Origin of the sequence: Blautia coccoides, assembly GCF_034355335.1 — a bacterium.
Taxonomy (GTDB): domain Bacteria; phylum Bacillota; class Clostridia; order Lachnospirales; family Lachnospiraceae; genus Blautia; species Blautia producta.
Genome location: NZ_CP136422.1, coordinates 5094987 through 5108832 on the forward strand (window position 1 = coordinate 5094987; position 13846 = coordinate 5108832).

Consider the following 13846-nt stretch of genomic DNA (forward strand, 5'->3'; position numbering starts at 1 on the left):
CCTGTTGTATATCTTCTCCGGTCACTCAGTCTTCTGTCAGATCTTCTCCGTTGAACGCGCTTCCGCCTTCCAGAACCTTTGTATTGGTATATCCGTAATATTTCAGGCGGTTCTGCAGCATGTATGCCCTTTTCCCTTTTGCGCACACAAGAAGCAGTTTTTCATCCTTTGGATGTCCTTCCAATTCTCCGTCAACTTCCTCCAGGTTTATAAATTCCACACCTTCCAGAGTTGGTTTCAGGGATGCATCGATCACTTTATAACCCTCTGCCATACCTTCTGCAAACTCAACAGGAGTAAAGGTCTCAAAAGAACCTGAAATCTTGTTCAAAAGGATGTTGATGCAGTGCGCAAAAGGATGGATGGCTGTTGAGAAGGGCGGTGCGTATGCAAAGTCCAGATGCTCCAACTGATGTACTGTGGCTTTCATGCTCAGAGCCACCACGGCGATATCCACCATCTTATCCACAGCGCCTTTTCCGAGAACCTGGATACCCAGGAACTCACCTGTGGTCTTATCAGCGATCATCTTAACCAGGAAGGAATCTGCTCCCGGATAATAATGGGCCTTGTCATCCACAACAGCTACAACGGAGACTACATCATGTCCCGCATCCTTTGCTGCCTGCTCTGTAAGCCCTGTACGGCCGGCATTCAGGCCCGGCAGTTTGACTACGCCTGTTCCCAGAACGCCAGGATAGGAAACATCCCCACCGGCAATATTCTGTGCCGCGATCCTGCCCTCGATATTGGCTGAGGACCCCATAGGTGACCAAGCTCTCTGATGTGTCATACGGTTAGTGATCATAGAGCAGTCACCAAGCGCATAGATGTCCTCATCATTTGTTCTCATATGGTCATCTACAAGAATTGTCCTGTTGGGCGCAAGCTCGATTCCTGTATCAGCCAGGAATGCTGTGTTGGCACGAATGCCAAGGGAAAGAACCAGAGCATCCGCTTTGATAGCTCTTCTGGAGGTCTTAACCTTCTCAACAGTACCATTGCCTTCCACACCTTCCAGCTTTGTGTCAAGAAGTGTCATGATTCCCTGGTCTGCCAGATGATTCTCTGCGTATTCTGCCATCTCCTGATCAAATCCCGGCATAATATGCGGAAGCATATCCAGAACTGTAGTGCGGATACCGCGGCTCTGAAGATTCTCTGCAACTTCCAGACCGATAAATCCACCACCTGCTATGACTGCACGTTTTATGGTACCTGACTCGGCGGCTTTTCTGAGTGCCTCTGCATCATCAGGAGTTCTCATCATGAATACATTGTTCATATCAAGTCCCGGGAGAGGCGGCACAACTGGAGACGCACCGGTTGCTATTACCAGTTTATCATATGTATATTCTTTTGTCTCACCTGATTTCAGGACTTTGGCAGTAACTTTTTTGCCTTCACGGTCAAGAGCTGTCACTTCTATGCCTGTCTCAACATCTGCGCCTGTCAGCTTTGTAAATTTCTGAGGTGTGTTGACGATCAACTGGCTTCTCTCATGGATTACATCACCCACATAATAAGGAAGGCCGCATCCCGCATAAGAAATGTCCTCGCTCTTGGTCAGGATCAGTACCTCTGCATCTCTGTTCTCTCTCTTCAGTTTTGCTGCAACCTTTGTACCTGCGGCTACACCGCCAATAATCAATACCTTCATAGCCAATACCTTCTTTTCTTAGATTTGCTTTTCGTGAAGTCCGGCTCCCGTTTCCGGTCCCGGAACAGTTCAGGGATTTTTTTCCTTTACTTTATGTTCAGTATAGCACTTGAACATGTATAAGAAAAGTAATATAATTTTATATAATTAATAAGTTTTACCTATGATAAAGGAGATACCTTATGACCATCAGACATCTGAAAATTTTTCTGACAGTGGCTGAAACAGGAAAAATGAGCATGGCCGCAGAACAGCTCTATATCACTCAGCCCTCAGTCAGCCAGGCGATCCGGGAACTGGAAGACCACTACCAGGTACTGCTCTTTGAACGCCTCTCCAAAAAACTTTATATCACTGAAGACGGAAAAAAGCTTTATGTCACGGCCAAACAGCTTGTAACGCAGTTTGAAAGCTTGGAGGAGAGCATGAGGAAGGAAAACCGGCGGGAGAAGATCCGTATCGGCGGTACTGTCACCCTCGGAAGCGGACTCCTCTCCAAAGTAGTACGTGATCTGCGGGGAGAGCGGCCTGAACTAGATATTTATTCTTATATGAACAATACCCAGATCATAGAACAAAAGCTTCTGAGTATGGAGCTGGATGTGGGAATCGTAGAAGGACGTGTGAAGAGCCGGGATTTGGTCTCCATTCCCCTTATTGATGACATGCTCGTGCTGGCATGCGGCCAAAATCACCTCTACTTTGGCCGTCACACCTTATTTATCAACGAGCTGAATGGACATGATTTTGTAAAAAGGGAACCGGGAAGCGGTACCAGGGAATTATTTGAGAATTTCATCGTGCGCCACGGTCTTGATATCCATACTGTGTTTGAGGAGAGCACCCCGGATTCCATAAAAAATGCCATACAGATCAACAACTGTATGGCAGTCATCTCCATCCGTCTTCTGGAAAAGGAAATACAGAACGGGGAGATCCATGTATTTACCGGTCCTCACAAAGAATGGAACCGGAGTTTCTCCTTTGTCTACCACAAGGATAAATTCCTGACCGAATCCATTCTCCGCCTGAAAGAGATCGTGAGCAGCTACAACGATGTGGAAGAGATAAGAAAGCTGCCGGGAGGACAATTAGTTGACGGCTGAACAAGCAGAAAGGCTGCCGCGGTATGCGGCAGCCTTTCCTATTTTCATCTTAAGCTTCAATAAATACTTCTTTTCCCATACCGCAGATCGGGCATACCCAATCTTCCGGAAGTTCCTCAAATGAAGTTCCCGGTGCGATTCCGTTTTCCGGATCTCCTACCTCAGGGTCATATTCATATCCGCATGGTTCGCAAACATATTTTTTCATAATAATTATACCTCCTGTATATAGCTTCTCCAGTTATCTCCTGAATTACACTGATTCTATCACATATTCTCTCATAAATCCAGTCTTTTTTTGTCCAATTTAAAAATTTTTATAAGCTTCTCTTCTAAGTATTCCGGCACTGAGGTGCAGCCATCTGCAGCCATCACTCTGGTTATAAAAAGACTGCACACTTATATGATCCATAAGTGTGCAGCTTTTTATCCGGGAAAGTAAGAGGAGTTTACTTTCCCTTCCCTATAGTTTGGAAACCCGTATTTATAAACAGATTTCCGGGACATATTCATAGTTACTATTTCTTCTTTTTGTAACCAGCCCTCTGCCGCGGGTCAGCATCTGCCACCACGGCTGTGGAATTTTTCTTTCTTGCAAGTACCATGATCTGTTTTGCATCTGCTCTTGTAAAGTACAAGCGTTTGCTTCTGTTGCCCCTGCCAAAATGGAGAGCCACAAGCTCCTGCGTTTTTCTGTCTTCTCGGATCACCGAAATAATTTCCTTCCAACTCCAGAAATCATAGTGCGTGGTAATCCTCATCTGATAAAAAATTTCCAGTCCCCTCTCGGTAATGACTGTATCCTTTTTCATCAAAAGCGTCAGTATGTACAGCACACCAAATACAGCGGCCACGCGGTAAGGTGTAAGAATACCTCCAATGATCAAAGCGGCAGATAAAATCCAACAGCCGTATGTCACCCATGGCTTACGGGGTTTCAAATCCCTTGCATGATAAATTGGTCCTTCTAACGAGTCCCAGGGAAGATGCTCAACACTCACAATGATACTCCTTTCAGTCTCCAGCAGAAAACGGAATCCTCAGGTTTTCTGTTGTTATAAATTATGCCTGTGCCTTAGGTGCTTTGCCTGCTGCACGCAGAGCTTCAAGATTCTTCACTGCCAGCTCATGTTTATCCGCAGGAGCTGCAGCCGGTTTACGCATTTTTGTTTTGCCCAGAATATTCGTATAGGCACCATCAGCCCAGAAGATATTGCGGCCCAGGAATGCAAGGAGCGCAGCCAGAATCGGATTCAGCAGGTTGACGAATGCGTATGGGAAGTATAAGAACGGATGTACTCCCAGAACGCCCATCTGATAAGCACCGCAGCCTGTCCACGGGAACATTACCGCCCACAGAGTACCACAGTCCTCCAAGGTCCTGGACAACATATTTCGGCCCAGACCCATCTCATCATATTTGTCCACATACAGCGGAGCCGGCACACCAATTCCGAGGAACTGGTCACACATAGTAGCATCGCAGAATAAGGATGTCAGAAGTGTAGCCAGAATCAGACTTCCCACAGAGTGGAGTCTCTTCTTCAGACCTCCGAACAATGTATCCACGCATCCGCAGCGCTCCAGAGCACCGCCGTAGGCAACTGCCAGCAGGATCAGGTTGATGGTCCACATCTGATGATCCATACCACCCCTGCTCAGCAAGTCATTCGCTAACTCATTCGTAGATTCAAATGTTGTACCATAGTGCAGAACGTCGAACAATTCACCCAGACTGTGCATACCCTGGAAAACTGCTGCGAACAAAACGCCGCATCCCACAGAGATTGATATACCAACCAATCCAGGTACCTTCATGATACAAACAACTACGATCACAACGATCGGAAGCAGCAGGATCGGGCTTAAGTTAAAGCCTTCTGCCAGAGCTGCCTGTAAATCTGTTGCAACAGAGGCATCGAATCCTGATGTATCAATGTTCAGACCCATGATCGTATATAAGATCAATGCGATCACAAAGGTTGGGCCGGTGGTGGAGACCATCGCCGTAACGTGGTCAAACAAGCCGGTTTCAGAAACAGCTGCTGCCAGGTTTGTAGTATCAGAAAGCGGTGAAAATTTATCTCCAACATAAGCTCCTGAGATGATCATACCTGCAGTGATAGCAGGGTTGATTCCAAGGCCTGCACCAATACCTAAAAAGGCAATACCTATGGTAGCAGTAGCAGTCCATGAAGAACCGCATGCCAGACCAACAACAGCACACATAATACAGCCGATTGGCAGGAAAAGCTTAGGTGTCAGTAAATCCAGGCCGTAATAGATCAGGGCCGGAATTGTACCGGACATAATGAAAGATGCCACGAGGATACCAACTGTACAAAGAATCAGTATCGCTTCCATTGTAGCATTCAGCCTATCCAGCATACCAGCCAGCATGTCGGAAAAGCTGTGTCCGCAGAGACAGCCGATGATACAAGCCACTACGATAGATACCAGTAACGGCATATGGGCATCACTGTATCCGCTTCCTCCTACGAAGCCATAAAGCATCAGAGCCATCATGACTACAATCGGAATAATAGCTTCAATAAAATTTGGAAGCCGAACTGTACGTTCTTTCTTTTCGTTCTTTCCCATTAAGACTTACCCCTCTTTTCTTAATTTTATTTTTCGCAGGACAGTTAAAAATTTATTTTGTTTCTATAGCTCCGCCAAGGGCCTCCTCTACCGCTTTGACGAGAGAGCCATCCTTAATGATTGCTTCACAATAGTTGATATCACCGTATAATTCGCGGTCCTCATCTAATGTGGCTACTTCTTTGCGGACTAAGTCATAAGCAGCCTGTGTTCCTTTGCCCAGGCCTTTATTGCCGCGCATATCAATACCCTGGCATGCAACCATAAGTTCCATAGCCAGAACACGTCTTACATTCTTAGCGATCTCTCCTGCTTTTCTGGCAGCGATCGTACCCATGGATACGTGGTCTTCCTGACCAGCGGATGACGGGATACTGTCAACTGATGCCGGATGCGCAAGAACTTTGTTCTCAGATACTAATGCTGCTGCGGAATACTGAACGATCATGAATCCGGAGCAAACGCCGCCGTGCGGTGTCAGGAATGCAGGCAGTTCACTATATGCCGGGTTGACCAGACGTTCAATACGTCTCTCAGATACGTTAGCCAGCTCAGAAACTGCGATTCCCAGGAAGTCAAAGCTCAATGCCATAGGCTGTCCGTGGAAGTTACCGCCGGAGATTCCGTTCTTATCTTCTTTGAAGATGATCGGATTATCTGTTACAGAGTTTATTTCAATATTTACATGGTCAAGTACATAATTCACTGCATCCTTGCTGGCGCCGTGGATCTGCGGTGAGCAGCGCAGGGAATAAGCATCCTGTACACGGATTTCACCCTGAACAGTAGTATTCTTGCTGCCGTCTAGAAGTCTTAACAGGTTTCTGGCTGTTGCGAGCTGTCCGGAATGAGGACGAACATCGTGCAGACGATGGTCTAAAGCACTCACAACACCGTTCTGAGCCTCAAAGCACAGAGAGTCCGCGATATCTGCAACCTTCAGAAGCTGCAGTGCGTCGTACAGTGCCAGGGAGCCGGCGCTTGTCATAGCCTGTGTACCGTTGTTCAGAGCCAGGCCTTCTTTTGCAGACAATTCAATTGTAGGAATTCCTGCACGCTTCATAGCCTCTGCGCCCGGAAGGAGTTCTCCTTCATAATAAGCCATACCCAGGCCCAGCATGGGCAGAACCATGTGGGATAACGGTGCCAGGTCTCCGGAAGCTCCAAGGGAACCTTTCTCTGGAATAAACGCGGTAACACCTTTATTCAGCATATCGATCATGGTCTGGACAGTCTCCAGACGAATGCCTGAAAATCCTTTTACCAGGTTGTTGATCCTAAGCAGCATAATACCTCTTGCAACATCAACGGGGAATGGATCACCAGCACCTACCGCATGAGTGATGATCAGGTTTTTCTGAAGAGCCTTGCACTGATCCTGAGAAATTACAACATCGCTGAATTTACCAAATCCAGTTGTGATCCCATAGACAACCTTCTCTTCCGCAACAAGGTCATCAACCACTTTTCTTGATTCGATAATGTTCTGTTTTGCCTCCTCGGCTAACTCAATTTTTGCATTCTCACGACAAATTAAAGCAATCTGTTCCAGTGTGAGGTCTTTACCAGTAATTACAATATTGCTCATATCGCACCCTCTTTTCCTTATATTTTATAGTGCAATTATACAGACCCACGTGTCAAAAAAGCGTCAATAAATGTCAATTTTCACAAACGCAATTGTCAGACAATTGTCTTCCATCGTCAAATTCTTCGTATCGCGGTCATTATTCCGCCATTGACGAACAATATTTTTTCGTGTTATCAGGCTAAATTAAATTATTTTTTTAAGGCGGGAACCTTGCATCAGAATCCCGCCTTATTCTTGATCTCCTTCAACACCTTCACAGTTGTTGGGTTATTCATCTTTTCTGAGAGCTGCACTCCTTTTTTGTAATGCTTCTTCGCCTGTTCAGTCTCTCCTTTTTCCAAAAGGACAAGAGCCATATACGCCTCCGCACGTTCCAATCCCCAGTAATACCCATGTCTTTCAAAACACGCAACAGCCTGTTCCAGATATTCCTGCGCAAGTTTTATCTTTCCCAGAAGATAATAAATCTGTCCTGCATTGGAATAGAACTGTCCCAGCCCGTTGGTCACCACCTTACCGGTGCCCTTTTCTATGGCTATCTTATAATAGGAAAGCGCTGACTGATAGTCACCGGTAGCACGGCAGGCATCTCCTATATAATTGTAACATGCGGCAATACTCATAATATAGCGGGAATCTCTTCCACTGTAATCCTCAAATATCTGGCGGGCCTCTGTGAGTGTTTGACGGGCCTCCTCATATCTGCCCTCGTGGAGCAGGTACCACCCCTTCAGTCTCATGAAGGCGCCTCTTTCGTCCGGTTCCTGTACATTGATCAGAGACAGGCCCTCATCCACATATTTTTTCACCAACTGCAGGTCCTCAACCTGTATCCCATAGAAGATCATCTGCTTAAAATTATTCAGAAGAGACTTCTTATCCTCCAATACCTCGGCCAGCTTCATGCTCTCCTCAATATTGTGGATACCGGATGCGTATTCCCCCACAGCTATGTCAAAACGGCCCTTGACATAATACATTTCCTTTTTCATTTCCTGCAGCTGATGAGAATCCTCGTCAAACTGGATTACCTTCTGCGCCAGTTCAAGAAGCTCATTGGCCTCAAAGGTCACTCCATAATTGTCGTCGCCATATTCCATCTCCCAATGAAGAACAGGAAAGTTTTCATTGACAATCGTATAATACTCTTTCAGATATTTAATCTTATATTGATACGCTTTCACCATATTATGGCACTTCTCATAGTGGTGAATCGTCATTGGAAGATACCCAAAATTTTTCTTCCCCTCAGCCTTTGATTCATAATACTCAGCCAGCATCTGATGGTACATGCGTTTCTTCCCCTCACTCTGACGCTCATATATGAACTGACGGAAAACCTGATGTTCAAATTTGTAATAGACATTCCATCCCACAAGGATTTCCTTGATCAGATGGCGCTCCTGCAGCTTTTCCAGAATGCGTACCAAAGTGAGCCTGTCCATCTTAGGCAGCAGCAGCTCTATCTCCTCAATACTGATCTTCTCAGGAAACATGCTCATGCAGTCCAGCACTTCATTTTCCGTCTCCGGCAGGCCTGCCAGCCTTGCCTTTATTACGTTGTTGGTCTTCTGGGATTTTTCCAGGGTATATCCTTTTTCTTTAATGAGATTGACCAGCTCCATCAGGAAGAACGCGTTTCCGTCTGTCATCTGGTAAATACTCCTTAATTTCTGCTCATCCCCGTTGAGTTCCGGCAGGTATTTATGAAGCAGCTCCATGGTCTCATCCTCCGTAAACGGATTCAGAGAAATGACATGGAGAAAATCTTTCTTCATCAGCTTCTCCAGTGCCTCCATAACCTCCACGTCATTGTTCTGGTTATAAGTACACATCAGCAGGATCCGCTCCGTGCCGAGAGTCAGAAGGATTCTGTTCAATAGCTGAAAACTCATGGTATCCATCCACTGGATATCGTCAAAAAACAACACTACCTTGTGCTTTTCCACTATTTTGCGGAACATATCCAGAATAGCTTTTTCCATAAGCTGATACGTCAGCCTCCCCAGAGGTTTTTCGTCCCCCAGGATACTTCCCTTAAAAAAGCGGTCTAGCTGTGCCTGTTCCTCCTCGGTGATGGAACGCTCCAGCAGACCATTTTCCACGCACTGCTCAATCTCCCAGAAAATATCATTCCAGGGGCGCAGAAAAAACTCCGATTCCTCCCTATAGCAGGCAGCATACAGAGGTATCATCTGATATCCCCGCACCATCTGCTTTGCCTTGTCCAGAAGCGCGGATTTGCCTACTCCATCCTCCCCGCTGATGGCCACGCATTGGGGATGGCGGCTCTTTCCGGTTCCCACAATACACTCGCTGACCTGGTATATCTCAGAGGTTCTGCCCAAAAACGGGGCATTCCAGCCGGAGGACTCTGCCTTGGTATTCCCCTTAACATTGAAAATGCGGTGAAACAATTCCTTGATCTCCGGGGACGGCTCCACACCCAGTTCATCTGCCAGAACCTTCTCCAGATCGTAATACAGCTTGATTGCCATATTATAGTTACCATTCACCGCATAGATGTCCATGATCTCATAGTACAGCTTTTCATTATAAGGATCATGCTTGAGCAAAATGTTGCTGTACTTTTGGATCAGATCCACATCCTTTGTGGCATCCGCATCGTACAGCTTTTCCCTGGCACATTTGATAAATGCTTGGTTATACTGCTCCTGCATGGTGGTGATCCACTCTTCATATTCATAGCTGTTCTTTATCATAAAATGAGAGAGAAATCCTTCTTCTTCATTTTCCAGGATATTCTCTTCATTGATATGGTCCCAGTCAATATCCGGCATGCACTCCGGATTCAAAGAGATGCTTGTATGGCCGGCTGTCACCAGAATTTCTTTTCCAAGCAGCTTCTTGATCTGGTAAACCGCTTCCCTCAGGTTCTTTCTGCCCACATTTTCATTGTCCGCACCCCAGAGCACGTATATGATCTCTTCCCTTGTAGCTGTCTTCTTCACACAGAGATAATAGAAAAATCCCTCTGCCTTTTTATATGGAAAATTTACACGTTCTCCGTCTACCTCTACATAAGGTCTTCCCAAAAGATGTACACTGATGTTTGCCACAATTCATCCCTCATATTCTCAATTTACAGTCCCAAAGTAACAAAATATGTAACCATCCAGCAGGTCTGCGCATTTACTGCGGTGCCCCTAAAAAAGCGTGCTCCTAACTGTGAGGGTACTGAACAGTCACCAAAAAAATATATTGTATTTAGTATACTCTAATGCAGATACAACTGTCAATACTTCACCAAATTATGCCATTTTGTAACTTTTTATTGTTATTGCTTTACCATAACAAAATATTAGAAATAAATTTTCTTGTGTTTTTTACCGATGCAGCCGTATAATCATCTCATTTCTTGTACAATTTCGCACCACATTGACTGCTGTGTTAACAGCCAAAAACCCTTTTGAATCTATAATTATTTCTATTTATTATAGGAAGAAACTCCCTGGCAGAGCGTAAAACGGTTCTTGCGAAAGGTGATGATCCCTTCCTCCTGCATTCTGCCCAGTTCATCGGAGAGTACGCTGCGGTTCACACACAGATAGTTGGCCAGTTCTTCTCTGGAATACGGGATCACCACTGTGCTGCTTCCTCTTTTCTGACATTGTATGTGCAGATATTTTAATACTCTTTTGCGCACACTTTTTGTTGAGAGAATATCAATCCGGTAAAATTTTCTCACATTTTCATTTGCGATGAACTCCATCAGTCTGCGCTCCAGCTCCTCCTCCCATTTTTCATTTCCGGGCATCCAGTCAAAATACCACACTTTTGCGTCCTGGCTGCAATAAGCGGAATAAGGGCTTTGCCGGCTGGGTGTACAGACAATATCAGCCCCCATCATATAAGACGGTACCAGCTTCTGAAAAAGCCTCTCATTCCCATCCATGTCGATCCGGACGATCCGCACCTCACCCTCCAGTACAATCCCCAGTTGTTTAATGGTGTCCCCCTCATGCAGTAGCTGCTGCCCTTTTCCGTAATCTTGTATCTTCCCTCCAAGAAGCCTGCAAAGCTCCGCCAGTTCTGCTGTGTCCTTATTGTGGAACAGACAACTCTCTTTCAGTATATTTTCATAATTCTCCAGTCCGATCATCCTGCATCACTCCATCTTCTTTTTGCTTCTTATTCCACTTCGCTTTTCGTGTCCACTTTCATTTTTCGTTCCGTGTCCATTTCCACTTCTCGTTTCGTGTCCATTTCCACTTCTTATTTCGTGTCCCTCTCCATTTCTCTTATTCTAACATCTTCTCCCGTTTTCGTAAATTCATTACAGGCTGATTTCATTGGCCACTGTTCACTGTGAACATATTACCGGCCCTGTATTAGACCTTCATTTACCCTCTTCTTAATATTTACAAAAGATGTAAGAACCCCGTTGAAAATTCAAAGCTTATAGTATATGATGAGAATATGAAAACTGCCTGGAGGGATTGTTATGATTCGCAGACCCAATATCTTATACTATAACAATGGGCAGACGGAAAAAGGAAAAGTGTTGGAAAAAGCAGCACGCCGTATGGGATATGATTTTACTCCCATCCTCCCGCAGAATTTACTTCAGACTGTGGGATATCTGGCCAAAATCAAGGGCTTTCCTCAGCGGAAAATATCCGTGCTGGAAAACCTGCCTTCTATTCCTATGGATGTGATGGTTATGTGCAATTTTACTGACGATAACCTGAATCACCTTCTTCGCATGATGAAGAATGGAGAACTTCCATCCGTTGCCTTAAAAGCAGTTCTCACATCCCAGAACTGCTTCTGGACATTCGCACATCTTGTAAAAGAACTGGAGGAAGAACACAGAGATTTTATGGAGAGAGAAGAAGAAAAATAAGACTGGGGGAACGCCGCTGATGCGTTCCCCCAGTCTTATTTTATGTTCAGGCAAAAGATTCCTGATAAAATGTATCTATTTGTCTCCATTTTGATACCATGGAAATTGGGTAACCCTCAGCTTTGTGCACCCATAAGGGATCAGTGAAATTTCCTCTTCTGCCCCATCTGGGCGAATCGGACTGTCCGGGAGGGTTCCCGCGCTGTTTGCTTCCAGTTTCCAGGAAGGAAGCCGCCGCCCCTTTGTTTTCAGCCTGATCGGAGGGTGCTCTTTAGAAAAAGGTACGGAGCCCACGCAATCCGTGGACATTTCAAAAGACGGATTTTTTTCTAACGCGTAATTCCAGCCGCTGTCCGGGTAGACCTCATAATCCCTGATTCCGGCCACTTCTTTTACGGCTTCCCATCTCTCTTTTATATCCAGTGCATACACCAGAGGCCCCCGCTCAACAGCCATACTGTTATGGAACCAATAGGATTTTTCAATCTCCGTGGAAAACTCTGCTTCCAGAATATCCCCTGTGTGGATTCCCCTGGTTACCGTTATGACGTCCCCTGTCTTTTCTCTGATTTTCTCCTCTTTGACACATTTGCCGTTTTTATATATCTTATAGGAACCACACCACTGGGGAATCCTGATCTTGAATTCCAGGTTATCATGGGATGCCTGCTCCACATGATATGTGATCTTTTCCCTAAAGGGATACTCGGTCTCCTCCCTGATGCATATTTTTCTCCCCTCAGCCTCTGTCTCCAGCCTGCATGGGGCAAATACCATGGAGACCACCTGGGATTCATCCCCTCTGTACCACAGACTCTTCACAAACTTTGGCCATCCCTGGTGCATATTGGCAGTACAGCAACCAAAATTCGGTTCCAATCCAAACATGTTGGACTCCTCATTGTTATTAAACCAACTGCGCTCTGCCTTGCTGACAAGTACCTGATTCGCCTGCTGCAAATACTGATGTGCCATGAAATCCTCTGTTATGGTAGCAGGCAGCGCATTATATGCCAGCCTCTCCATTTTATCCGCAAAACAGGGAAGCCCGAAAGCCTCCAGCATGGTCTGCAGACTGAACATATATTCCACCACAGAGCAGAGCTCCGATCCCTGAGAGGGATTGTTTCCGCTTAAATGCTCATCTCCGTTAATAGCACCGCTTGCCACTCCGTGATACTTCTCAGCGTTTGCTAAGCCTGCAAGAGAAGCTGCCTTATAATCCATATCGTCAAAAAAATAGGACAGCATGGCAGGATATTTAAAGCCCATGGTCACATTCACAATATGATTTGCGTGGTATTTCATGGTATCATGGTAATCTTCCCATGCAAAATGGCTGTATTCTTTATTCCAGTTATAGTAATACCCGGCAGGCCTTGTAAATGGAAAGTCCAGGAATATATCCACCCAGTCAAGCGCCTGCTCCCTGAGCATCTCCACAAGTGAGTGAATATCATATTTGGCAGACACATCATGTATGTAACCCTTTGCTTCCTGTTCACAATACCACTGGATGCAATAAAGCAGATCCCCGATTCTAGCACTGGACCACTGCTTCATAGGCACTTTTGGAATTTTATTATATAAATATTGAAAATATCTGTCAAAAAACTCCAGAACCCTGCCATCCTTTTTGATCTCATAATATTGGATCAAAACTTTAAGCATAACAAATCTGGACCAGTAGTCCTCCTTGCTGGCTATGGGGCCAAAATTCCCCTCCTCGTCCTGACTGCCAAGCGTCCATTCCACAAACCTGCACGCAGTCTTCCAGTGTTCCTCATCCTCCAGATAATAGGAAAGGGGCAACAGCCCGTCCAGATAATAAGGCGCCCTCTCCCAGTTCTCTCCTGTACCGCCCAGCCATCCGGAATAGCTGCCCACGCTGTCCCATATATCATATAATCTGCCGGTAAGTCCCTGCATCTGTATTTCCAGCTGCCGTTTCAGCCATCCCTCCGGTTTTACTTCAGGAATAGAAAATGTATGTAATTTTTTCTCTGTTTTCTTGTTCATAA

At 45.5% G+C, this 13846-nt stretch carries 10 protein-coding genes; 2 read left to right on the forward strand and 8 right to left on the reverse strand.

The window, feature by feature from the left end; genetic code table 11:
* Nucleotides 1-25: 25 nt before the first annotated feature.
* Nucleotides 26-1660, reverse strand: coding sequence for an FAD-dependent oxidoreductase (locus BLCOC_RS22935; protein WP_115623461.1), 1635 nt, complete (start codon nt 1658-1660; stop codon nt 26-28).
* 182 nt (nt 1661-1842) lie between these two features.
* On the opposite strand from BLCOC_RS22935, the gene BLCOC_RS22940 reads away from it, so the two are divergent.
* A complete protein-coding gene (locus BLCOC_RS22940; RefSeq protein WP_115623462.1) occupies nt 1843-2766 on the forward strand; it encodes a LysR family transcriptional regulator in 924 nt (307 codons plus the stop codon).
* A 49-nt stretch (nt 2767-2815) separates the two neighbouring features.
* Here BLCOC_RS22940 and rd read toward each other — a convergent pair whose 3' ends face one another.
* From rd to BLCOC_RS22970, 6 genes are all read right to left on the reverse strand, one after another.
* Nucleotides 2816-2974: a rubredoxin gene (gene rd, locus BLCOC_RS22945; protein WP_018592969.1), complete on the reverse strand. Its 159-nt coding sequence runs from the start codon at nt 2972-2974 to the stop codon at nt 2816-2818.
* A 310-nt stretch (nt 2975-3284) separates the two neighbouring features.
* Nucleotides 3285-3767 carry a hypothetical protein gene (locus BLCOC_RS22950; protein WP_115623463.1) on the reverse strand — a complete coding sequence of 161 codons (483 nt, stop codon included), beginning with the start codon at nt 3765-3767 and terminating at the stop codon, nt 3285-3287.
* Between the two features lie 61 nt (nt 3768-3828).
* Entirely contained in the window at nt 3829-5367 is a 1539-nt protein-coding gene (nhaC, locus tag BLCOC_RS22955) for a Na+/H+ antiporter NhaC (protein ID WP_115623464.1), read from the reverse strand.
* Nucleotides 5368-5419: 52 nt separating this feature from the next.
* Nucleotides 5420-6955 carry a histidine ammonia-lyase gene (gene hutH / locus BLCOC_RS22960; RefSeq protein ID WP_115623465.1) on the reverse strand — a complete coding sequence of 512 codons (1536 nt, stop codon included), beginning with the start codon at nt 6953-6955 and terminating at the stop codon, nt 5420-5422.
* 218 nt (nt 6956-7173) lie between these two features.
* Nucleotides 7174-10038: a tetratricopeptide repeat protein gene (locus BLCOC_RS22965; protein ID WP_115623466.1), complete on the reverse strand. Its 2865-nt coding sequence runs from the start codon at nt 10036-10038 to the stop codon at nt 7174-7176.
* A 368-nt stretch (nt 10039-10406) separates the two neighbouring features.
* A complete protein-coding gene (locus BLCOC_RS22970) occupies nt 10407-11081 on the reverse strand; it encodes a Crp/Fnr family transcriptional regulator (RefSeq protein ID WP_018592974.1) in 675 nt (224 codons plus the stop codon).
* 342 nt (nt 11082-11423) lie between these two features.
* Here BLCOC_RS22970 and BLCOC_RS22975 point away from each other — a divergent pair, with 342 nt between their 5' ends.
* Nucleotides 11424-11825 (forward strand): DUF3783 domain-containing protein, encoded by a 402-nt coding sequence (locus BLCOC_RS22975; RefSeq protein ID WP_029467834.1) that lies wholly within the window; start codon nt 11424-11426, stop codon nt 11823-11825.
* A gap of 75 nt (nt 11826-11900) precedes the next feature.
* Here BLCOC_RS22975 and BLCOC_RS22980 read toward each other — a convergent pair whose 3' ends face one another.
* Nucleotides 11901-13844 (reverse strand): beta-L-arabinofuranosidase domain-containing protein, encoded by a 1944-nt coding sequence (locus tag BLCOC_RS22980; RefSeq protein WP_115623467.1) that lies wholly within the window; start codon nt 13842-13844, stop codon nt 11901-11903.
* Nucleotides 13845-13846: the final 2 nt, after the last annotated feature.